Below are 22,082 nucleotides of genomic sequence, written 5' to 3' on the forward strand. Positions count from 1 at the left end.
GCCACTGCGTGTATTCGACCATGACGAGAGAAACTACGGACTTCGACGGAGGAATCGACCGACGTTCGATGCTGGGGATGGTTGGCGGGACCGCGGTCGCCGCAGCACTCGCTGGCTGCAGTACACTCCTCGGCGACGACGGCGATGGTGCAACGAACGGCGACGCCGACGTCCCGGACGAACCGATACAGGCCGGTCTGCAGACGTTCACCGAAGGGGCGGCGTCGGTGCTGGGTCTCCAGGCCCAGTACGGCGCCGAGATCGCCATCCAGCGAATCAACGACGCCGGCGGTATCGCCGGCCGGGAGATGCGACTCGACGTCGCGCACGAGGCCGACGCCGCCGTCGAGAACTACACGCAGTTCGTCGAGGAGGGTAAGGACGTGACGTTCGGCCCGATCTCCAGCGGTGGGCACGCCGCGCTCGCCCCCGAGGTCGAGTCCCAGGGCGTCGTCAACGTCGGGACGGACGGCACGGTCACGACGCTGTACGAGGATACGGTGTCGGACCCGACGTACTCGTTCCGGTTCCAGAACTACGACGTCATGGAGTGCGTCACGGCGGCGCGTGAGGCGGTGTCGCGCCTCGGCGCGGACAACATCGACAGCATCGCGGGCATCAACCCGAACTACGCGTTCGGGCAGGACGAGTGGAAGTTCTTCAAGCTCGCCATCGAGAAGCTCGTCGGCGACGTGGAGGTCGTCCACGAGGGATTCCCGGACCTGCTCGCCGACGACATGTCCACGCACATCACGGAGGTCAACGACACCGAACCGGACGTCACGTTCTCCAGTTGCTGGGGCGGCGACGTCACGACCCTCATGAATCAGGCGGCGGCGAACGACATGTTCGACAACACGCAACTCGTCGGCAGCGTGCTCTACAGCGCGGTCGACGAACTCGGTCGCGACGTCGTCGAGCAAGCACAGGCGTTCTCGGGCAGTCGGAACTGGTACTGGGACTTCCCGAACGGCTCGCGCTGGAGTCCGAACCAGCAACTCTTCGAAGCGGCCCGCGACCAGTACGACGTCGTCCCGACCGCGCACTTCATGAGCGGCTACGGCGCGGTGACGGCGTGGGCGACCGCGACCGAGAAGGCCGTCGAGATCACGGGCGAGTGGCCGTCCCAGGAACAGATCGCGCGGTCGCTCGAAGACCACGGCTTCCACACGCCTGCGGGATACCACGTGATGGGGTCGGACCATCAGGGCAAGTCGAACGCGTACTCCGGGCGGATGGAGTGGGACGAGGACCTCGGCGCAGCCGTCCTCGCGGACGTGAACGTATTCACGCCGCAGGAGGTCGCACCTCCCATCGGAACGGACGCCGAAGAGTGGGTGAACAGCTGGTGACCTCGCGATTGCACAGGGGGTCACGGACGCGAAACCGCCGCAGAAACTCCGAGTACCATGGTTAGCGAACTAGCGAACTTCGCGACGCACACCCTCAACGGGATCCAGTACGGGTTCATCCTGTTCCTGATCGCGTCCGGCCTCACGATCATCCTGGGAATCCTCGACGTCCTCAACCTCGCGCACGGCGAGCTGTACGCCGTCGGCGCGTACGTCGCCTTCTCGGTGTTCGGGTACGTGAGCGGCGCGTTCGCGAACCCAGAGGGGGTCGTGGGGCTCGCCGCGTTCCTCGCGCTCTCCCTGCTCGCGGCGGTCGTGGCGGCCGCGGTACTGATACCGCTCGGCATCCTCCTCGAGGCGTTGTTCCTCAGACCGCTGTACGAGAGAGACGAGGTGTACCAGCTGGTACTCACGTTCGGGTTGCTCCTCATCCTGAAGGACGTGAACAAGCTCGTCTGGGGGCCCCGGCCCGTTCGCGCACAGGACATCTACAGCGGCATCAACGCCATCCCGGCCGCCGAGTTCGTCGGGTTGACGTTCCCGACGTTCAAGATCGTCATCATCGGCGTCGGTGCGACCGTCGTCGTCGGGTTGTTCTACTTCTTCAATCGCACGAAGACGGGTCGAATCATCCGCGCGACCGCGATCGACCGCGAGATGGCGACCGCGATCGGTGTGAGTACCGACCGGACCTTCACGCTCGTGTTCGCGATGGGGGCGTTCTTCGCCGGGTTCGCGGGCGCGATGGCGCTCCCGCAGAGCAACGCGAACCTCGCGATGGGCGCGAACCCGCTCGTGTTGTCGTTCGTCATCATCGTCATCGGCGGCCTCGGGAGTCTCCGTGGCGCGTTCGTCGGCGCGATGATCGTCGGCGTCCTCAGCCGATGGGCGATCTGGCAGTACCCGCCCGCGGAGATCGCCGCACCGTTCGCCATCATGGCGCTGATACTGCTCGTGAAACCCAACGGCCTCTTCGGAACCTGGGGTGAGACCGCGTGAGCGACCGTGGCACCGCCGTCGACGACTCCCGGTCGCTCGAGGCGTGGGGGCGCAGCAGCTACGTGCCGTCCACGACGACTCGCGACGGCGAACGATACGTCCGCGTCACCCGCGGCATGGTACTGACGCCACGCCGCCTCGTGGGCTGGCTGGCGTTGTTCGTGCTGTTCGTCGCCGTCCCGGATATGGCGTCGCTCTCGCCCGGAATCCAGCTCCGCGTGCTCCATCAGGGCGTGCTGTTCGGGCTCGCTGCCGTCGGTCTGAACCTCCTGCTGCGACACACGAAGCTCGTGTCGTTCGGGCACGCGGCGTTCTTCGGAACGGGCGCGTACACCGCTGCGGTGCTCGCGACGCAGTTCGACGTGACGAGCATGGTGCTGTTGCTCGCCGCTGCAACGCTCGTCGGGACGGCGATGGCGGGCGTCGTCGGTTTCCTGTCGCTCCGCCACACCGGCCTGTATTTCTCGCTGCTGACGCTCGCGTTCGGCCAGCTCCTGTTCGCGATCGCACAGGGACAGAGCTACCTCGGCGGGAGCGACGGCTTGCCCGTCAGGCCGGGGGATGCGAACCAGGCGACGCTTTTCGGCGCGGAGATGGGCGCGGACGTGTACAGCGTCGTCGTGTACTACCTGACGGTACTGGTGGTCGTCCTCGCGCTGTTCGTGATGTGGCGGATCGTGCAATCGCCGTTCGGGAACGCGCTCGACGCCATCGGACAGGACCGGACGCGCGCCCAGTTCATCGGCATTCCCGTCAAGCGATACGTGCTGGTAGCGTTCGTCCTCTCGGGCGTCTACGGCGCCGTCGCAGGCGGGATGTACGGGCTCGTCCAGCAGCACGTGCGGCCGGAATCGACGCTGTACTTCTTGCGCTCGGGCGAGATCCTGTTCATGGCGATCCTCGGCGGGTTCGGGACCCTGCTCGGCCCGCTCGTCGGCGGGGTCGTGCTCGTGTTCCTCCAGGACGTCGGCCGCGACCTCACGAACTACTTCGACGCGCTTACCGGCGTCGTTCTCGTGCTGCTCGTGTTCGGGTTCCCGCGCGGCATCGTCGGGTCGCTCAAGTCCGGGAGCGGCTTCCGCGAGCGCACGGCCGCGCTCGCCGCCAACCCGTCGGTCGTCCGCGAGTGGGTGCAAGATGGTGCCGAGGCGTTCGGCACCGCGCTCTCGCGCGCGAAACGCAACCTGCTGGTACTCGTGTTCGGGGTGCGATGATGCTGGAAGCACGCAACCTACGGAAGTCGTTCGGGCAGCTCGTCGCGACCGACCACGTCGACGTCGAGTTCGGCCGCGAACCCGGCGAGATGGTGTTCATCGTCGGGCCGAACGGCGCCGGCAAGACCACGCTCGTCAACCTCCTCACGGGGCTGCTCGAACCGGACGAGGGGAGCGTCGTCCTCCATCGGACGGACGAGGACGGCGATGACACCACGCTCGACATCACGGACATGGCGCCCGAGGACCGCGTGAAGGCGGGCGTCGTCCGGAGCTTCCAGGTCGTCCACGTCTTCGAGGAGATGACCGTCAGGGAGAACCTGCGGACGGCGGTCCTCTCCGAGCAGGGCTTGCTCGGGAGCGCGTTCAGCTTCAGCGACGAACACGAAGGCGTCGAGGCGATCGTCGACGACCTCCTCGAGCGCTTCCGGCTCGACGACCAGCAGCACGTCGTCGCCGACACGCTCCCGCACGGCGACCGGAAGCTACTGGACGTCGCGATGTCGTTCGGACTGGACCCGGACGTCCTCCTCCTCGACGAACCCACCTCTGGGGTGTCCGCCCAGGAGACGGACTACGTCATGGAGACCATCGTGAACGTGAGTCGCGCGGAGGACGTGACGACCGTCGCGATCGAGCACGACATGGACATCGTGACCGAGCACGCCGACCGCGTCATCGCGCTCCACCAGGGGAGCGTGCTCGGCGAGGGGGAGGCGTCGATACTCGAGACGGACGACGAACTGCGTCGCGTCCTCCTGGGGGTGGAAGAATGAGCGACCAGCCACTCCTCAGCGTCCGCGGGCTCGATGCCGCCGTCGCCGGCTTCCAGGTCACCGACGACGTCGACCTCGACGTCGAGGCGGGGCAGGCGATCGGGCTCGTCGGCCGGAACGGGGCCGGGAAGACGAGTACGTTCCGCGGCATCATGGGTCTCACCGAGGTCCGCGGTGGATCCGTCCGATTCAAGGGCGAGGAACTGACGGACGTCAGAGCGGAAGTCGTCCCACGGCGCGGTATCGGGTACCAACCCGAGGACCGCAAGCTCTTCACGGGGATGTCCATAGAGGAGAACTTCCGACTCCCGATATGGAGTGCCGGCGACGCTCGCGGAATCACAGACGAGGACGCCGTCATCGAGGACGTCTTCGACCTCCTCGACGAGCTCGACGACCGACGGGACCAACTCGTCGAGAACCTCAGTGGCGGGCAAGCCAAGATGGTCGCGATCGGTCGTGCACTCGCGCTCCAACCCGACCTCCTCATCCTCGACGAACCACTGGAAGGGCTCGCGCCGATCATCGTCGAGCGACTCAAGGGCTACATCGAGGACATCAACGATCAGGGGATCGCGGTGCTGATCGCGGAGTCGAACGTCACGCACGTGCCGGACGTCGTCGACGAACTCTACGTCATCGAACGCGGCGAGATCGTCGACAGCGGCGACCCGCAGGCACTCGTCGAACGCGAGGAGATCCAGCGACTGATGCAGGGTAGCGGCGTCGAGTAACGCTGGCGACCGCGAGACGACTGGATGCGCTCGCCCTCTTCCTACGTCTCCTCGACGTCCAACTCCTCGATCGCCTCCATGATGCGTCCGAGGAGCTTGCGTTCGCCACGCCGGAGGTTCTTCGAGACCGCCATCTTCGAGACGTCGAACGTCTCCGCGAGCGTCGACAGCGTCGCGTCTCGCGGCGTCTCGAAGTAGCCGTCCTCGACGGCTGCTCGAAGGGTCGCGCGTTCGGTCGCGGAGAGTTCTCGGCAACCGTCGAGCATGGACGTGGCGGGGTCGACGTTCCGCATCAGGTCGTAGTAGTCCTCGAGCGTCATCGACTCGCGGGACTCGACCGAGAAGTCGTTGTCGCGTTCGAGTGCACTGAGTGCGCCCTCGGCGACGTCCTCGCGGTCGAAGCCGACGTTCCAGATCTCGCTCCCGTCCGAAATCTCGAACGGTCCCGTGATGTAGCCGCCGCGGTCCCGGATGACCGCCATCGCGTTCGTTTGCTCGATTCGCGAGCGGATGAGTGCGACGTCGCCGTCTCGTCGAAGCAGGTCGAACCCGCGCATGTTCGGATGGTCGCGCAGGGTGCGGAGTCCGTTGTCGACCGTACCCCGGTCGTCGCCGTCGACGACGATCCTGGTCTCCAGTTCCTCTCGCTCGTGGTCGAAGTCCCACTGACGAGCGTAGAAGGACACGTCGTTCTCGACTGTCGTGTCGATGTACGGACAGTCGTACTGGACCATGTCCATCTGGAGTGATATCATTTACCAAACCGTCGACGCCTGACAGTTTATGTCTTTTTATCCATGTACTTTCACTTGCCGACAGCCCCCCAGACCCCCGTCTCGCCCGAACGCACGACCCGGTGCACGTGGTATACATGTCAACCTCTCGTTTTTCACCGATTGCAGGACCACCGCTAGACGATGGCAGAAACTCCCACGCACGACCGGTTGACGGTCGACGCGATCACCGACGACGACGTGCTCTTCGTCGACGATCCGACCTTCTCGCGCGAGAACGTCTGCATCGTCACGGGCGCCGGGTCGGGCATCGGGCAAGCGACCGCACTCGCGCTCGCCGCGAACGGCCTCACCGTCCTCGCCACCGACATCGACGAGGACGGACTCGCCGAGACGAGCGAGAACGCGGACGACCTCGACGTCGCCGGCGCCCTCGAGACCACGGTCGCCGACCTCACGGACGACGCCGACCACGACCGGATCGTCGAGAACGCGGCCACGCACGGGACCGTCCGGTACCTCGCGAACGTCGCTGGCATCCAGCACATCGACGCCATCGAGGACTTCCCGATGGACAAGTACGACCAGATGCACGACGTCATGCTCCGCGCCCCGCTCGCGCTCGCGAAACGAACGATCCAGCACGTCCGCGCGACCGACGACGGGGTCGGCGCCATCGGGAACATGGCGTCCGTCCACGGGCACTACGTCACCGCAGACAAGGTCGCGTACAACGTCTCGAAGTTCGGCCTCCGCGGGCTCACGCAATCGATCGCCGCCGAGGGCGGCGACGGCCTTCGTGCGTTCTCCATCAGTACCGGGTACGTGAAGACACCGCTCGTCACGAACCAGATACCCGACACCGCCGACCAACGCGGAATCTCGGTCGACGAGGTCATCGAGGACGTCATGCTCGGCCAATCACGCGTCAAGGAGATGATGGAGCCGGTCGACGTCGCGAACCTGTTCGTGTTCGGGTTCTCCGGGCACGCCACCCACCTGAACGGTGGCGACCTGACGTTCGACGGCGGGATGACGTTCACCTACGAGTGACCGAACGGCGACCCCGCCGTCGGACTAGAACTCCACGTCGCGGACGCCGAGCGTCCGGCTCTCGGGCACGTCGTCTGCGTCGGGGGCGGTGACGGCGGCGTCGGCGACCGTGTCGTCGTCCGGGAAGACGACGGTCCCGCCGACGACGAGCGGTGCGAGGACGCCGGCGGCGAACGCCCGCGGGTCGGAGATCGGGGCGCGGACGGCAACTTCGACCTCGTCGCTGAGCGAGAGGCGGTCGGCGACGTCGGTGGCGGCGGCGAGGAGTTCGCCGTGCGTGAGTGCTTCGGTGCCGGTGACGAGCGCGACGTTCACGTCCATGCGCGACTGGGCTTCGGGTGGCATCGTCGGGTTCTCGCTCCAGACGTCGCCTTCGAAGTGGTAGACGTCGGGGTCGTCGTGGTCGCCGCCGTACGCGACGCGTTGCGTGCCGGGTTCGAGGTCGTAGTCGTCGACGTCGTCGACGTGCGCGACGACGGCGCGGGCGTCGACGTCCCTGGGCGCGCCGACGTACGCTTTCGCGCCGAGGAGTGCGCTCGCGAGGACGGCGAGCACTGGTTGGGCGCGCGGGTCGTCGCCGACGCCGACCGTCGAGCGTGCGCGGACGCCGCGAGCGTGCAGGAAGTTCGCGGTCTTCCACGTCGTCGTACAGAGGCGCTGGTAGTCGTAGAACTGGTCGTGCGTGGGAGCGCGGAGCGCGGGTGCGTCAGAGCGTCGCGAGCGCGCGACGAGGTCGACGAGCGTCTCCATACGCGGCCGTAACCGGCGGGCAGCCAAAGACCCGACGGTCCTCATCCTGTCAAAGATTCAGGACGTCGGCGTGCGTCGAACGCGACCACCACGTCGCTCGTCGGACGCGAAACGGACAGACGACACCGTCACGTGCGAGAAATCCGCACGACAACGCTCGAAAGTGCCACAATCGTTATGAGGGTTCTATCTGAACGTAGGCGTGTTACGCGATGGCAACTGGATACGTTGCAGGGGTGGTTCGGGGGTTGTTCAACGCCGTCTTCCAACCGCGGCGGTTCGTCCAGTCGCGGACCGATAACTACGCCGCAGGCTGGGTGTGGACGGCGCTCGAGATGAACCGGCTCGCGGTCGTGTACGTCGTGAACCTCGCGCTGTACGCCGTCCCGCTGACGCTCGCGGGCATCGGCGTGCAGAGTACCGCGGCGGCGCCGTCGTGGTTCGAGGCACTCGCCGGCGGCCTCGCCGACCCGACGGCGCTCTGGCAGTTCCTCTCCGCGCTCATCCAGAACTCCGCGTTCCTGACGGTCGCTGCCGTCCTCACGCTCGTCAACTACCACGCCGCGGTCCTCTTGACGCTCAACTCGAAGGGCGTCCTGCAGACCGCGCACACGATAACGTACTCGACGAGCGCGTACCTCGCGGGCCTGTTCAGTCTCGTCTGGTACCTCTCGCAGTCGGCGACGACCGAGGTCGCGGCGGCGTTCGTCATCGCCATCCAGAAGGAGTTCATCTACTTCTTCATCGACGCGCTCGGGAGCGAGTTCACGCTCGCGTCCGGCCGCCCCGACGCCGTGAACGTCGCGGCCGTCTCCCAGGAGGGCCAGTTCGTGCTCGCAGCGCTCGTCGGGTGCGTGCTCTACTACCTGTACTCGATGTACCTCGGTGCCCGCATCAATCACGGCGCGTCGCGATTCACGGGGTTCCTCGTACTCCTCGCGGTCGCCGCCGCACCGGCACTGTACATCGTCGGAACCATCCTCGCGTACTCGCTGAACATCGTCGGCTAACCCATGACTGAAGACTCAGACGAACGGTTCGTGGCGAATCGAGACGAAGACACTTTCGGTGGCGACATCGTCACCGTCGCATCACCAGCAACCCAGCTCGTGCTCGGCTACCTCGTCCTGACTATCATCGTCGGCGGGTTCGTCGGCGCGTTCCTCTACCAGAACCCGACGCTGTTCGGCGAGGGAGAGAACGCACGCATCGCCGGCCTCGTCGTCCTCGGGTTGACCGTCATCGGCGCGGTCCGGCTCGCGATCAAGTACGTCGTCCTCTACCGGACGAAGTACGTCGTCACGACCGATAGCGTCCGCCGGCAGTACCACCTGGCGTACCGCGAAGAATCCCGCGAACTCCCGCTCCACATGATCCGGGGCGTCGAACTCTCGAAGAGCCGCCTGCAGTCGATGCTCGGGTTCGCGACCATCTCGTTCCTCTCCGTCGGGAGCAACCGCGGTATCGGGTACGTGGAGTTCGACAACGCAGCGGAACCGGAACGCCTCCAGCAGGCCGTCCTCGAACTGCTCGAGACGCAGCGCGAGCAAGCGACCGAGGAGACCCAGTCCGCGCAGGAGCCCACGGAATCGAAGCCGTCGCAGCGTCGCGGTCGTGGCCGTGGCCGTCAGCGAGACGACCCGCAGTCCGCACAGGCGGCACCGGACGCGAACACGCCGGGAACGAACGACGCAGCCGCATCATCGACGGACGCGACCGGTACGGACGGACAAGGCCGCGCCAGCGACCGGAGCGACGAGACCCGGCGACCCGTCTCCGGGAACGAGAACTCGCCGGAACCCGCCGAACCGGACGCCCGCGACTGACACCACACTCCGTACGAGATCAGGCGAACGTCGGCGAGGAAGGAATCTGCGGTGCGGGAATCAGCGGTGAAGGAATCGTACGCGAAGCGATCGACGGCGAAGGAACCGTCGGTGAAGGACTCGGTATCGGTCGTCGCAGTCAGAACGAGTTCTTGATCTTCTGCCAGAACCCCTCTTTGAGCTCGATCTCCTCGCCGCCGGCTTCCGCGAACGCCTCCAGTGCCTCCTGCTGGTCCTCGTTCAGGTCGCCCGGGTCCGGCGTCACGACCTGCACCTGCACGACGAGACTCCCACGGCCGCGGCGATGCGTGCGGGGCATCCCGGCGCCCCGCTCGCGGAACTGCTCGCCGCTCTGCGTGCCTGCGGGAATCTCGACGGTGACGTCCTCACCGAACACGTCCACGGTGACTTCGTCCCCGAACGTCGCCTGCGGGAACGATATCGGGAGGCGATAGTAGAGGTCGTCGCCGTCGCGCTCGAACTCGTCGTGGTCGCGGACGCGAACGTCGATGAGGAGGTCGCCGTTCCTCGCACCTGGCTCGCCGGGCGCACCCTCGCCCTCGCGGCGAATCGTCTGTCCGGTCTTGATACCTTCCGGGATGTCGACGCGCATCGTCACGTCCTCCCGGACGATGCCGTCGCCACGGCACTCCCCGCACGTCTCGTCGTAGAGCTCGCCAGCACCGTCACAGCGCGGGCACTCGCCCGTCTGCTGCATCCGCCCGAACGGCGTCTGCTGGACGCGCGTCACGCGCCCCTCGCCGTTACACTCCGGGCACGTCTCCGCGTCCGCCTCCGGCGGATGCCCCTCGCCCTCGCAGACGTCACACCGCGACGGTCGCGTGATAGAGACCTCCTTCGTCACGCCCTCGAACGCCTCCTCCAGGTCGAGGCCGAGCTCCATCCGGAGGTCTCGACCCGGACGCGGCCCGCGCTGCCCGCCGCCGGCACCACCGCCACCGAAGAACTGCTCGAAGATATCGTTGATACCACCACCACCGCCAGCGCCACCGAACGGCCCGCCAGCGCCGCCCGCGCCACCGAACGGCCCACCGGCACCGCCCGCGCCACCGGCACCCTGGTCGAACCCACCGCGCTTCTCCGCCTGCTCGAACCGCTCGTGGCCCATCCGATCGTACGCCTGCCGCTTCTCCTCGTCGGTCAACACCTCCTTCGCCTTCTTGACCTCCTTGAACTTCTCCTCAGCGTCCTCCGCGTCGGACACGTCCGGATGATACTCCGCGGCCTTCTTCCGATAGGCCTGCTTGATCTCGTCCTCGGACGCATCTCGACTCACACCGAGCGCGTCGTAGAAGTCCTCACTCATCTCGTTACAGCCAGTTAATCCATTGAACCACTTGAAAAGCGCGGGTTCGGTCGAGCACCCGCCAATCACCCTCGAACCACCCACAGCGACGCCACTCGCGAACACACGACCACCAGAAAAGAACCGAGAAGACCCGCCCGACTACCGAAGACGCGTCAGCTTACGCCTCCTCGTCTTCCTCGACGTCCCCAGAAATCGAAGATTTCTGGCGGGCAGAAGAGGACGTCGAGGCCGTCAGGCCTCTTCGTCCTCTTCGAACCCGTGAGAGCGAAGCTCTCACTGTTAGAGGAAGACTCGTCGCTTACGCTTCTTCGTCTTCCTCAACGTCCTCGAAGTCGGCGTCGACGTACTCCTCGTCGTCGCCTTCCGCAGCAGCGGCACCGTCACCACCCATGCCGCCCATGCCGCCGGGGCCGGCCTGCGCGCCGCCCTCGGGGCCGCCCTGCGCGGCACCGTCGTACATCTGCTTCCCGATCTCCTGGAGTTCGTTCGAAAGCGCCTTCGACGCGTCCTCGATCTCCTCCTTCGACGCCTCGTCGTCGTCGAGCGTCGCCTCGAGCTCGTCCATCTGCGCTTCGATGTCCTCGATGAGCGCGTCGTCGACCTCGTCGGCGTTCTCGTCGAGGAGCTTCTCCGCACGCTGGAGCGTCGCCTCGGCGTTGTTCCGCGCCTCGATGCGCTCGCGGCGGAGCTTGTCCTCCTCGGCGTGCTCCTTCGCTTCCTCCTGCATCTGGTCGATCTCCGCGTCCGACAGACCAGCGCCACCCTCGATGGTGATGTCCTCCTTGTTCCCGCTGCCCTTGTCCTCCGCGGTGACGTTCACGATACCGTTCTCGTCGATACTGAACGCAACCTCGATCTGGGGCGTTCCAGCGGGTGCCGGCGGGATGCCAGTGAGGTGGAACTCGCCGAGCATCTCGTTCTCGTCCGCGATCTCGCGCTCACCCTGGAACACGCGAACCTGCACCGTCGTCTGGTTGTCCGCCGCCGTCGTGAAGATCTTCGACTCCTCGGTCGGAATCGTCGTGTTCTTCTCGATGAGGCGCTCGAACAGCCCGCCCTTCACCTCGATACCGAGACTGAGCGGCGTGACGTCCAGCAGGACGATGTCGTCGACCTCGCCGCCGAGCACGCCACCCTGGATCGCCGCACCGAGCGCAACGGCCTCGTCCGGGTTCACGTTCCCCTTCGGGTCGATACCGAGCATCTCCTCGACCTGCTCCTTGACCTGGGGCATCCGCGTCGACCCACCCACGAGGATGACGTCGTCGATGTCGTCCTTCGAGTAGTCCGCGTCCTCGAGCGCCTGCTCGGTCGGCGCCTGCGTGCGCTCGATGAGGTCCGCGCTCAGGGACTCGAACTTCGCACGCGTCAGCGACTTCTCGAGGTGGATCGGGCCGTCGTCCGTCGCCGTGATGAACGGCAGGTTGATCTCCGTCTCCTTCCGGCTGGAGAGCTCGATCTTCGCCTCCTCCGCTGCGTCCTTCAGGCGCTGGAGCGCCTGCCGGTCGTCGCGCAGGTCGATACCGTGCTCGTCCTCGAACTCCGCGGCGAGCCAGTCGATGATCGCGTGGTCCCAGTCGTCGCCACCGAGGTCGTTGTCCCCGTTCGTCGCCACGACCTCGTACACGCCGCCGCCGAGGTCGAGGATGGAGACGTCGAACGTCCCGCCACCGAGGTCGTACACGAGCACGGTCTGGTCCGAATCGTCGTCCAGGCCGTACGCCATCGCGGCCGCGGTCGGCTCGTTGATGATGCGCTCGACGTCGAACCCGGCGATCTCGCCGGCGTCCTTCGTCGCCTGCCGCTGTCGGTCACTGAAGTACGCCGGGACCGTGATGACGGCCTTCTCGACGTCGTCGCCGAGGTAGTCCTCGGCGTCTCGCTTGATCTTCTGGAGGGTCATCGCCGAGATCTGCTCGGGCGTGTACTCCTCGCCGTCGATGTCGACCGTGTAGTCCTCCTCGCCCATGTGGCGCTTGATGGAGGAGATCGTGCGGTCGGGGTTCTGGATCGCCTGGTTCTTCGCGGGTTTCCCGACGAGGCGCTCACCGTCCTCGGTGAACGCGACGACGCTCGGCGTCGTCCGATCGCCTTCGTTGTTCACGATGATCTCCGGGTCGCCACCCTCCATCACCGCGAACGCGCTGTTTGTGGTACCGAGGTCGATACCGAGAATCTTGTTACTCGCCATGTTACTCCACTATACACACCTGACCGTTTTAAAAGTTGCTTTACAGAACCTCTACGCGAATAAAATTGCATAGGGGCGTTCAAACGTCTGAAAAAGGTAAATTACGGGTCGGTGTCTGGATACTACTCGTCGTCGAGCGCTGCACTAATGTCCTCGTCGCTCGCCTGACCGGCGTCAGGGTTCGAATCGGCGTCGCCGTCGTCGACTTCTCCGCCGAGCGCCACGGCCTCCTCGGCCTCCTCGCCTTCGTCGTCACCGGCGCCGTCGGTCTCGGCAGTCTCGTCCGCGGCGTCGTCGCTCGACTCGGGGTCGTGTTCCGCACCGTTACTCACCGTCACCTGCGCGGCCTGAATCACTCGTCCAGCCATCTCGTACCCGGGATTGAACACCTCGGCGATGCTCCCTTCGGGGAGGTCGCTGTCGACGCGCACCATCACCTCGTGGCGCTGCGGGTCGACGTCGTCTCCGCTGTCGGGCGCGATCTCCTCGACGTTCTCCTCGTCGAGCACGCGGTCGAACTCCTTGAGCGTCATCTCGACGCCACCGCGGATGCTCTCGTCGTCGTCGACGTCCTGATCGAGCGCGCGCTTCAAGTTGTCGCGAACGCCGACGAGTCGCTCGACGAGGTCCTCGGTCGCACGCTCCTTGAGTTGCTCTTGCTTTCGCTTCTGTCGCTCCTTGTAGTTCTTGAAGTCCGCTTGCTTCCGGCGGAGCTTCGACTTGAGGTCCTCGCGTTCCTCACGCAGTTCCTCGACGTCGTCCTCGAGGTCGTCGACTCGCGCTTCGAGTTCCGGGACGCGTTGCGCTTCGGTCTTCAGTTCGAACGCCCGTTCGACGAGTGCACGCACCTCTGCGGCAGCGTCGTCGTCGTACTCGGCGACGCGGTCCACGATGTCATCGCTCACGGGGGTCCCGTCGCCGTCCTCGCCGGCGGCCTCGTCCGCTTCGACCGACTCCGGTTCGGCGGTGACGAACCCGTCGTCGTCCACCTGCGCCGACGCCTCCTCGGCCCCCGCGTTCGATTCCTCGCTGGCGTCCCCACCGGTCGCCGCGGCCTGTTCGTCCCCCGACGCGGCATCGTCGACCGATGCCGCGTCGTCGGCCTCCTCGGCGTCCGCCGTGGAGTCCACTGAACCCTCGTCTTCGCTCATGGTCGAAACAAAACCTCCCTTCGGATAAAAGGATTCAGGTACGTCGGCCGCGCCAACGCACGGCCGTCGGTCGCGTACCCTCGACGAGCGAGGGAATCCGGAATATCGGGTGCAGTGACAGCGGTCGAGTCGCGGGAGCGACTCGCTTAACTGGCGGGCGCTCGGACGTTTTGGCGTGACCGTCGTGCTCCGGTTCGAGAACGGGTCCGTGCGGGTCGACGGCGACGTCCCCGACGCCGTCCTCGACGCCGTCCCGGAGATGGAAGCCGACCCGCGAAGCGGCGGCTACCGCACACCCGCCGTCGCGTACGCTGCCGTCCGCGACGCGCTCGCCGCCGCCGACGTCGACGTGGACGACCGCGTTCTCGACCTCGACTCGCTCCCGGCGCTCGACACGACGTACGAACTCCGGTCGTATCAAGAGGACGCGCTGGACGCGTGGACGGACGCCGACCGCCGCGGGAACCTCGAATTGCCGACGGGGAGCGGGAAGACAGTCATCGCCATCGCGGCGATGGCGGCGCTGTCGACGCCGACGCTCGTCGTCGTCCCGACCATCGACCTCCTCGAACAGTGGCGTCGAGAACTCGACGCCGAGTTCGACGTCCCAATCGGCCAGTTCGGTGGCGGCCAGCAGCGCTTCGAACCCATCACGGTGTCGACGTACGATTCCGCGTACCTCAAAGCCGAGGACGTCGGCGACCGGTTCGGGTTCGTGGTGTTCGACGAGGTCCATCACCTCGGCGGCGAGGGCTATCGGGACGTCGCGCGACTCCTCGCCGCACCCGCCAGGATGGGTCTCACGGCGACGTTCGAGCGCCCGGACGACGCCCACGAGGTCGTCGCGGAACTCGTCGGGCCGCTCGTCCACCGCTTGAGCGTCGACGACCTCGCGGGCGAGCACCTCGCGCCGTACGACGTCAAGCGCGTCGAGGTGGACCTCACGCCCGACGAACGCGAACGCTACGAGGCGAACCAGGAGACGTTCACGGACTACCTCGCCCAATCCGGCATCCAGATGCGGAGCGGGAGCGACTACCAGGAGCTCGTCAAGCGCTCCGGGAACGACCCCGCGGCGCGCGAGGCGCTACTCGCGAAGGAACGCGCCCGCCGCATCATGCTCGGGAGTGAAGCGAAGGTCGACGCACTCGGTGACGTCCTCGACCGCCACCGCGACGACCGCGTCATCGTCTTCACCGCGCACAACGACTTCGCGTACCGCGTCGCCGAACGCTTCCTCGTCCCCGTCATCACGCACCAGACGAGCGCGAGCGAACGCAAGGAGGTCCTCCAGCGGTTCCGCGACGGCCGGTACTCCCGGATCGTGTCCTCGAACGTCCTCGACGAGGGCGTGGACGTCCCCGAGGCGAACGTCGGCGTCGTCTGCTCGGGGAGCGGGAGCGAACGCGAGTTCACGCAACGCCTCGGCCGCATCCTCCGGCCACGGGACGGGAAGACCGCGCGACTCTACGAGATAGTGAGTCAGGATACCGCCGAAGAGCGCGTCGCCAGCCGCCGCCGATGACGCCGTGACGTCTCGGGTGGGGCGTGCTCGATGGACAGGGTGTCGACGCGTCAGGCGTCGCGCCAACTGAATGAGAGGTCGCCGACCTCGGGGAACGTCATCTCGTAGCTCGTCGACTCGCCGGGGTCGAGGGAGACGCGTCGTTCCTCCGTCCGGGAGTCGTCGCCCGCGCTCCAGGTGACGACGAGGATGGCGCGACGCGATTGGTCGACGGTGTTCCGGACGGTGACGGTGATGGCGAACCCGTCCGTCGCGGTACTCGTCTGGTACGCGAAACTCGCTTGCAGCCCGAACCCGGGACTCGTCGTCGGTCGGGTCGTGGAATCGTCCCTGGTCGGCGTCCCGGGTTCGGTCTCCGGCGGCCCCCACTTCGGGCCGGACTTCGCCGGCCCGGAGGTACAGCCCGCGAGCCCGGTGGCGGCGAACGACAGCGCGGTGAGGACGCGACGACGGCGCATACTCGCCAGTAACCGCGACGCCGCATGAAACCTTTGTGCTCTCCACCGCCCGCTCGGCTCCTCCAGCGTGGCCCTCCGTCGTCGTCGGTCGACGGTGAGGCGTCACATCCTTGTCGCCGCGCCTCGGACTCGTGGACGTGCTGACGAAGGACCTCCTCCGGGTGTCGCGCCGCGGCGGTGGCTACCAGCCGGTGTTCGCGGACCGGGAGGACCGTCCGTTGGCGGCGCGCGTCGTCGGGACGTTCCAGGGGCACGTCGACGAGACGCGAGGTGACCTCGACGGCGCGCTCCGAGAGCTCGAGGGGGACGCCGAGGACTTCAAGCTCGTTCGCGGGCTCGCGAAGTGCTGCGAGCACGCGGCGCGATTCGAGACGCGAGCGCCGGTTACGCCGTCGAGTGTACGCCGGGCGGCGTTCGTCGCCGCCGAGGAACTCGACGGCGTCGTCACGCCCGCGGAGCGCGAGCGAGCGCTCGACCGCGCCGCGGACTCGCTGGCGGTCGCCGTCGACGACGTGGACGCGTCGCTGTTCGCGGACCTCGAGGAACGACAGGTGCTCGCGTCGTTCGACGCACCCTGGGACCCGGACGGGTTGCTCGCGCAGTACAACCTCTCGCTCGCGCAGACGGCGCTGTTCGACGCCGTCGAGGTCCGCGTGCGCTCGTCTGACCCGAAAGCGCTCGTCTCCGCGGTCAAGCGCCTGCGACTCATGTACGAGATACGGAAGTCGGACGACGACGGCGTGGCCGACGGTTCGCCCACCGTCCGGGAGGTCGTCGTCACCGGCCCGGACGCGTTGTTCTCGCGGTCGCGTCGCTACGGGACGCGGTTCGCGCGGCTCCTCCGGACGGTCGCGAAGGCGTCGGAGTGGCGGCTCGAAGCCACCGTCGACGACCACGGGACCGAGCGCGAGCTCGTCCTCTCGGACGACGACCCGGTGCGCGTGCCGGACGCGGAACCCGTTGCGGAGGTCTCCTTCGACTCGGGCGTCGAGGCGGACTTCGCGGCGCGATTCGAAGGGCTCGACCTCGACTGGGTGCTGTCCCGGGAGCCGGAGCCGCTCGCGACCGGGTATCGCGTCATGATCCCGGACTTCGCGTTCGATTACGCGCCCGGCGGTGACTCGGACGCTGGCCCGGATTTCAGGGTGTTCTTCGAGGTGATGGGGTTCTGGACGCCCGAGTACGTGGAGAAGAAGCTCTCCCAGCTCGCGGACGTTGAGGACGTCGAGATGGTGGTGGCGGTCGACGAGTCCCTTGGCGTCGGCGAGGACGTGGCGTCGACGGACGCGGCGGTGGTGCCGTACTCGGGTTCGGTGCGCGTGAAGGACGTCGTGGACGTCCTCCGCGAGTACGAGCGGGACCTGGTCGCGGACGCGGCGGCGGCGCTCCCCGGGTCGTTGACGCCCGCGGACGACGTGGTGACGCTCGCTGCGCTCGCCGAACGCAAGGGTGTCAGCGAGGACGCGCTCGCGGACGTCGCGTTCCCCGAGCACGAACTGGTGGGGCGGACGCTCGTCCGGCCCGCGGTCCTCGACGACGCCGCCAGCGAGCTCGCGGACGGCATGGCGTACGGGGACGCGGAGGCGGTGCTCGACGAGTACGGGCTCGACGACGCGAGCGCGGCGCTCTCGACGCTCGGGTACCGCGTCGAGTGGACTGGACTTTCGGGTGGAACCGTCCGCGAGAAGTGACGGGTTCTCTCTGGTCGAACGTTGTCGCGACTGGTGAGGGGCTTACTGACGATGCCTGGTGCGACCGCCCACCGCTGGTCGTTTCTCACGGCTCGGAGTGGGTGGTGGACGGGGTCGGGGCGCACTGGCATCGTGCGACGGCGTGGTGCGCCCCGCTGGCGGTCAGGTCACGTCGACCGTGGCCGCCCCATCGCGGATGAACCCTGGGTCGGTCGGTGCGGCCCTGGTTCCGGCGGTCGGTCAGTACGGTGGTGATTCGGCGCGGATGACCTCGGAGAGGCCGTGCATCTCGTCGGCGACGAGCACGAACACGTCGTCGAGCGTGACGATCCCGGCGAGCGTGCCGTCGTCGTCGACGACCGGCATCCGTCGGATGCTGTTGTCGCGCATCGCCTCCGTGAGTTCGTAGACGCCGTCGTCGACGTGGACCGTGACGGGCTCGCGAGTCATGACGTCCGATACGGTGGTGCTCGCGGGGTCCTTCTCGGCGGCGACGACGCCGAGGGCGACGTCGCGGTCGGTGACGATACCGATCGGTTCGTCGTCGCGTTCGACGACGATACAGCCGACTTCGTGTTCGGCCATCAGTTTCGCGGCGTCCTCGATGGAGTGGTCTGGCGTGGCTGTCACGAGCGCTCCCTTGTCGCGTGCTATCTGGTCGAGGGACATTGGTGGACGCGGGTCGTTGGACCCACGAGTCCTAGTACCACGGAACCGTCCAAGAATGGTTGTAACCAGTTGCTACGGCCTGGAACCGTCCCCAATGGGGGGACGGGTTAGACGTCGCGCTGGCGGCCCTTCGGGACCATCGACTTCAGTTCGTCGTACACGTAGAGACCGACGCCGAGCGGTTCCTGGCGGCCGGCGACGTCGTGCACGGGGATGACGTACCCCCAGTCGCCGTCCCAGTCGAGGTCCTGGTCGTCGCCGGCGACGAACCGCTTCGCTTCGTCGTCGTCGAGCGCGATGGTGTTCCGCGTCGCGTGCCGCCCGAACCGCTGTGCGGCGTCCGTGGTGGGCTTCCAGTGCTCCTGGCGCGTCCGCAGGAACGTCATCCCGGCGGCCTCGACGTCTCGCGCGGGGTCCGGGAGGTCGCCGGCGAACACCCAGACCTTCCCTGCGCCCTTCTCCCAGAACGAGTGCCCCTCGAACACCTCGGGGTCGACGCCGAACCGCTCCTCCCACCAGTCGAGGACTCCCTCGCGAGTCGCGCGGCCCTCGACGGTCCGGTCGGCCGCGGTCGCGGGCAGTCGGTCGAACTGCTGGCCGTCGTTGGCGTCCAATACGGTCTCGTCGTTCGCGTCCGCGTCGTCGTTCGCGTCGGCGTCGTCGTTCGCGCTTGCTTCGTCGGTCATTCTGCGGTCACCTCGAGTTTCGCGGTGAAGAACCCGCCCGTGTCGTTGTGATGCGGGTACACGCGCTTCGCTTTCTGTACCTGTGGGTCGAACTCCTCGCCGTCGAACTCGGTGAGGCCGTCGACGTGCTCGAGGGGGAGGTCGTAGTCGACGACTTCGATTGGTTCCTCGGCGAGGACGTGGTCGAGGACGGCTTCGTTCTCCTCGGGGGCGAACGTGCACGTCGAGTAGACGATGATGCCGCCGGGTCGCGTCACCTGCGCGGCCCGCCGGAGGATGCCTTTCTGGACGCTCGCGACCTGCTCGACGTGTCCGAGGTTCCAGTTGTCGAGCGCGTCCGGGTTCTTCCGGATGGTGCCCTCGCACGAGCACGGGGCGTCGACGAGCACGCGGTCGAACGCGACGTCCTCGTCGTCCTCGTCCTCGTCCCGGAACGGTTTCAGGGAGAAGTTCCGGGCGTCCTGGTTCGTGACGACGGTGTTCGTGACGCCGAGGCGCTCGGTGTTGAACCGGAGCGCGGAGAGCCGGCCGAGGTTGTTGTCGTTCGCGACCACCGTGCCCTCGTCGTCCATCATCGCGGACAGCTGCGTGGTCTTGCTCCCGGGGGCGGCGCACGCGTCCCAGACGCGCTCGCCGGGCTGGGGGCCGAGGACGGTCGCCGGGATCGCCGACACCTCCTCCTGGCCGTGCGCCCAGCCGTGGTACGCCGGCCACGTCGTACCGGGCTTGTCGGTGTCGGGAACGAGGACGTGGGGATGCCAGTCGACGCGGTCGACGGCGATGCCCTCGGCCTCGAACGCGTCGACGACCTCGTCGGGCGTCGCGCGGAGCGTGTTCACGCGCACCGCCATCGGCAGACCGCGTTCGCACGCGGCGAGGAACGCGTCGTAGTCGTCGACGACGTCCCGGTACCGCTCGAAGACTTCCATGCCCCGCCGTAGCGCGGGCGGTCGCTTGTCGGTTTCGGGTCGCGGTCGCCGAGCGCGAGCGATGGGTGCTTGCGTTGGCGCTGTTCACGGGATGACGGAATCGGTCACGCGATGATGGAAAGTACTCGCCGACGAAGGTGTCGGGCGTGACCGACGATAGTTCGGGGCGGACGCGACGCCGGCTCCTTCGAGTCGGTGGCGTGCTCGCGCCACTACTGAGTGGTGGGTGCCTCAGACTCACGAGTGGGGGAGAGGGAACGACGACGCGTGCGGCCACGACCGGACGAACGACGAGGACGGCCATCGCGTCGGCGACCGCGACGGAGGCCGACGCCGCGACCGAAGCGGAGACAGCGACCGAGGCCGAGACCAACACCGCGACAGAGACGGAGACTGAGACTGAGACGGAGACTGAGGCGGAGACGGAGACGGAAACGACCCCGGGGGATGGGCCTGCGGGCCTCGAACCGGTGGTCCGGCACGCGCTGGACGGCTCGTTCGCGGACTCGGTGAACGACGTCGACGGGCAGCCGGCGGCGAGCGGGCTGGCGTTCGTCGACGACGACCGCGGGACCGTCCTGGATTTCCGCGGTCGCGGGTCGGGGTCGCGGGCGGGCTACTACGACCTGCCGTACGACGCGCTCGGCGAGCACTTCGACGTCGGTGACCCCGTCACGACGGCGTTCTGGATGGCGCCGGCGGCGCTCGACGACTGGTACGCGGTCTCGCCGGGGAGCGGCATCACGGTCAGTCTCCGGAACGGGAACGTCCGGGTGTCGCGGTACAACGCGCGGACCTACCGGATGGACTACGAGGCGTCCGTTCCCGCGAACCGCGTGCTCGACGCCGGTGCGTGGCACCACGTCGTCGCGTCGCTCGAACCCGGCGCCGAGGCGCGGCTGTTCGTCGACGGGACCGAGGTCGCGGCGACCGCTGTCGACGCGGACCAGGGATACCAGCCACGGCGCGCCGCCGGCATCGACGGGGTACGCATGGGGTTCCCGCCGTCGGGGGACGACGGCGGGTACGACGGGCACTTCGAGGGGCGCCTCGACGACGTCCGGTTCTACCGCGGGAGCGTCGACGCGGCGGGCGCCGACGCGCTCTACGACGAGATGCGGCGCTGAGTTGGCGAGGCACTGTCGGGTGGGCGGCGGCGATGGACGACGCCGAACCGCCCTCGGTTTTATCGGGGCGCCCGGCGTGGGTTCGCGCATGGCACACGTCAAGGAACGACTGGACGTCAGCCTCGACGACCCCTTCCTCGTGGAGGGTCTTCCGGGTGTGGGACTGGTCGGGAAGATCGCGGCGGACCACCTCGTCGAGACGCTCGACATGGACCTGTACGCGACGGTGCACTGCGAGTCGCTCGCGCCGGTCGCGGTGTATCACGACGGTGAACGCGACGTCCGGCCGCCGGTCCGCATCTACGCGGCGGCCGACGCGGACCTGCTCGTCCTCCAGAGCGACATCCCCGTGAACAAGGAGGCTGTCCGCGAGTTCGCGGACTGCTTCACGACGTGGCTCGTCGACGCGAACGTGACGCCGATCTATCTGAGCGGGATGGGTGCGCAGAAGGACGACGCGCCGCCGGCGATGCACGGCGTCGGCACCGGCGGTGGCGGCTCGCTGCTGGACGAACTGGACGTTGACCTGCCGAGTGAGAGCGGCGTCATCTCCGGGCCGACGGGCGCGCTCGTCAACCGCGCCGCCGAGCAGGACCTGGAGAGCGTGGCGTTGGTCGTCGAGAGCGACCCGCAGTTCCCGGACCCGGAGGCGAGTCGCGTCCTCATCGAGCACGGCATCTCGCCGCTGGCGAACGTCGACGTGGACGTCTCGGACCTCGTGGAGCACGCGGAGGACATCCGCGAGAAGAAGGAGCAGCTCGCCGCGAAGATGCAGCAAGCCCAGGAGGAGGAGTCCTCGCAGGCGCAACCGCTCCGGATGTACCAGTAGCGGTCGTTCCGCAGGGACCATCGAGTCGACTCGTTCGGTACTCGTTCTCACGGTAGGA

Annotated in this window: 21 protein-coding genes; 12 read left to right on the top strand and 9 right to left on the bottom strand. The window is 67.4% G+C overall.

The window, feature by feature from the left end; all coding sequences use genetic code 11:
- Positions 1–20 precede the first annotated feature (20 nt).
- The 5 genes from ACZ48X_RS17475 to ACZ48X_RS17495 are packed head-to-tail and all read left to right on the top strand — an operon-like array spanning position 21 to position 5,075.
- Positions 21–1,352 (top strand): ABC transporter substrate-binding protein, encoded by a 1,332-nt coding sequence (locus ACZ48X_RS17475; RefSeq protein ID WP_336348481.1) that lies wholly within the window; start codon positions 21–23, stop codon positions 1,350–1,352.
- A gap of 57 nt (positions 1,353–1,409) precedes the next feature.
- Positions 1,410–2,351 (top strand): branched-chain amino acid ABC transporter permease, encoded by a 942-nt coding sequence (locus tag ACZ48X_RS17480; RefSeq protein ID WP_336348480.1) that lies wholly within the window; start codon positions 1,410–1,412, stop codon positions 2,349–2,351.
- Positions 2,348–3,565 carry a branched-chain amino acid ABC transporter permease gene (locus tag ACZ48X_RS17485; RefSeq protein WP_336348479.1) on the top strand — a complete coding sequence of 406 codons (1,218 nt, stop codon included), beginning with the start codon at positions 2,348–2,350 and terminating at the stop codon, positions 3,563–3,565. Before ACZ48X_RS17480 ends, ACZ48X_RS17485 begins: the two co-directional genes overlap by 4 nt.
- On the top strand, positions 3,565–4,341 hold the full coding sequence (locus tag ACZ48X_RS17490) for an ABC transporter ATP-binding protein (RefSeq protein ID WP_379761971.1): 777 nt from the start codon (positions 3,565–3,567) through the stop codon (positions 4,339–4,341). The genes ACZ48X_RS17485 and ACZ48X_RS17490 overlap by 1 nt, the downstream gene beginning before the upstream one ends.
- Complete coding sequence (locus tag ACZ48X_RS17495; RefSeq protein WP_336348477.1) at positions 4,338–5,075, top strand: ABC transporter ATP-binding protein; 738 nt, start codon at positions 4,338–4,340, stop codon at positions 5,073–5,075. Before ACZ48X_RS17490 ends, ACZ48X_RS17495 begins: the two co-directional genes overlap by 4 nt.
- 41 nt (positions 5,076–5,116) lie before the next feature.
- On the opposite strand, the gene ACZ48X_RS17500 is transcribed toward ACZ48X_RS17495, so the two are convergent.
- The gene (locus ACZ48X_RS17500) at positions 5,117–5,830 is read right to left on the bottom strand and encodes a helix-turn-helix domain-containing protein (protein WP_336348476.1); all 714 of its coding nucleotides are present in this window, start codon (positions 5,828–5,830) and stop codon (positions 5,117–5,119) included.
- A gap of 162 nt (positions 5,831–5,992) precedes the next feature.
- Here ACZ48X_RS17500 and ACZ48X_RS17505 point away from each other — a divergent pair, with 162 nt between their 5' ends.
- Positions 5,993–6,862 carry an SDR family oxidoreductase gene (locus ACZ48X_RS17505; RefSeq protein ID WP_336348475.1) on the top strand — a complete coding sequence of 290 codons (870 nt, stop codon included), beginning with the start codon at positions 5,993–5,995 and terminating at the stop codon, positions 6,860–6,862.
- Between the two features lie 24 nt (positions 6,863–6,886).
- Here ACZ48X_RS17505 and ACZ48X_RS17510 read toward each other — a convergent pair whose 3' ends face one another.
- Positions 6,887–7,612, bottom strand: coding sequence for a hypothetical protein (locus tag ACZ48X_RS17510; RefSeq protein WP_336348474.1), 726 nt, complete (start codon positions 7,610–7,612; stop codon positions 6,887–6,889).
- A 212-nt stretch (positions 7,613–7,824) separates the two neighbouring features.
- Here ACZ48X_RS17510 and ACZ48X_RS17515 point away from each other — a divergent pair, with 212 nt between their 5' ends.
- Complete coding sequence (locus ACZ48X_RS17515; RefSeq protein WP_336348473.1) at positions 7,825–8,622, top strand: hypothetical protein; 798 nt, start codon at positions 7,825–7,827, stop codon at positions 8,620–8,622.
- A gap of 3 nt (positions 8,623–8,625) precedes the next feature.
- Positions 8,626–9,438, top strand: a complete 813-nt coding sequence (locus ACZ48X_RS17520; protein ID WP_336348472.1) for a PH domain-containing protein — start codon at positions 8,626–8,628, stop codon at positions 9,436–9,438.
- A gap of 139 nt (positions 9,439–9,577) precedes the next feature.
- On the opposite strand, the gene dnaJ is transcribed toward ACZ48X_RS17520, so the two are convergent.
- The 3 genes from dnaJ to ACZ48X_RS17535 form a co-directional block, all read right to left on the bottom strand.
- Entirely contained in the window at positions 9,578–10,765 is a 1,188-nt protein-coding gene (dnaJ, locus tag ACZ48X_RS17525) for a molecular chaperone DnaJ (protein ID WP_336348471.1), read from the bottom strand.
- Between the two features lie 301 nt (positions 10,766–11,066).
- A complete protein-coding gene (gene dnaK, locus ACZ48X_RS17530; RefSeq protein ID WP_336348470.1) occupies positions 11,067–12,959 on the bottom strand; it encodes a molecular chaperone DnaK in 1,893 nt (630 codons plus the stop codon).
- Between the two features lie 122 nt (positions 12,960–13,081).
- Positions 13,082–14,110 carry a nucleotide exchange factor GrpE gene (locus tag ACZ48X_RS17535; protein ID WP_379761777.1) on the bottom strand — a complete coding sequence of 343 codons (1,029 nt, stop codon included), beginning with the start codon at positions 14,108–14,110 and terminating at the stop codon, positions 13,082–13,084.
- Positions 14,111–14,285: 175 nt separating this feature from the next.
- Here ACZ48X_RS17535 and ACZ48X_RS17540 point away from each other — a divergent pair, with 175 nt between their 5' ends.
- Positions 14,286–15,635, top strand: coding sequence for a DEAD/DEAH box helicase family protein (locus ACZ48X_RS17540; RefSeq protein ID WP_336348469.1), 1,350 nt, complete (start codon positions 14,286–14,288; stop codon positions 15,633–15,635).
- Positions 15,636–15,685: 50 nt separating this feature from the next.
- Here the strand turns inward: ACZ48X_RS17540 and ACZ48X_RS17545 are convergent, their stop codons facing one another.
- Positions 15,686–16,093: a hypothetical protein gene (locus ACZ48X_RS17545; protein ID WP_336348468.1), complete on the bottom strand. Its 408-nt coding sequence runs from the start codon at positions 16,091–16,093 to the stop codon at positions 15,686–15,688.
- A 137-nt stretch (positions 16,094–16,230) separates the two neighbouring features.
- Here ACZ48X_RS17545 and ACZ48X_RS17550 point away from each other — a divergent pair, with 137 nt between their 5' ends.
- Entirely contained in the window at positions 16,231–17,784 is a 1,554-nt protein-coding gene (locus ACZ48X_RS17550; protein WP_336348467.1) for a DUF790 family protein, read from the top strand.
- 240 nt (positions 17,785–18,024) lie between these two features.
- On the opposite strand, the gene ACZ48X_RS17555 is transcribed toward ACZ48X_RS17550, so the two are convergent.
- From ACZ48X_RS17555 to ACZ48X_RS17565, 3 genes are all read right to left on the bottom strand, one after another.
- Positions 18,025–18,453, bottom strand: coding sequence for a CBS domain-containing protein (locus ACZ48X_RS17555; RefSeq protein WP_336348466.1), 429 nt, complete (start codon positions 18,451–18,453; stop codon positions 18,025–18,027).
- A gap of 107 nt (positions 18,454–18,560) precedes the next feature.
- A complete protein-coding gene (locus ACZ48X_RS17560; RefSeq protein ID WP_336348465.1) occupies positions 18,561–19,139 on the bottom strand; it encodes a DUF7122 family protein in 579 nt (192 codons plus the stop codon).
- A complete protein-coding gene (locus ACZ48X_RS17565) occupies positions 19,136–20,068 on the bottom strand; it encodes an RsmB/NOP family class I SAM-dependent RNA methyltransferase (protein WP_336348464.1) in 933 nt (310 codons plus the stop codon). The genes ACZ48X_RS17560 and ACZ48X_RS17565 overlap by 4 nt, the downstream gene beginning before the upstream one ends.
- Before the next feature lie 146 nt (positions 20,069–20,214).
- On the opposite strand from ACZ48X_RS17565, the gene ACZ48X_RS17570 reads away from it, so the two are divergent.
- Positions 20,215–21,195: a LamG-like jellyroll fold domain-containing protein gene (locus tag ACZ48X_RS17570; protein WP_336348463.1), complete on the top strand. Its 981-nt coding sequence runs from the start codon at positions 20,215–20,217 to the stop codon at positions 21,193–21,195.
- 88 nt (positions 21,196–21,283) lie between these two features.
- Positions 21,284–22,024, top strand: coding sequence for a proteasome assembly chaperone family protein (locus ACZ48X_RS17575; RefSeq protein WP_336348462.1), 741 nt, complete (start codon positions 21,284–21,286; stop codon positions 22,022–22,024).
- Positions 22,025–22,082 lie beyond the last annotated feature (58 nt).

It is taken from the genome of Halorubellus litoreus (genome assembly GCF_055378595.1).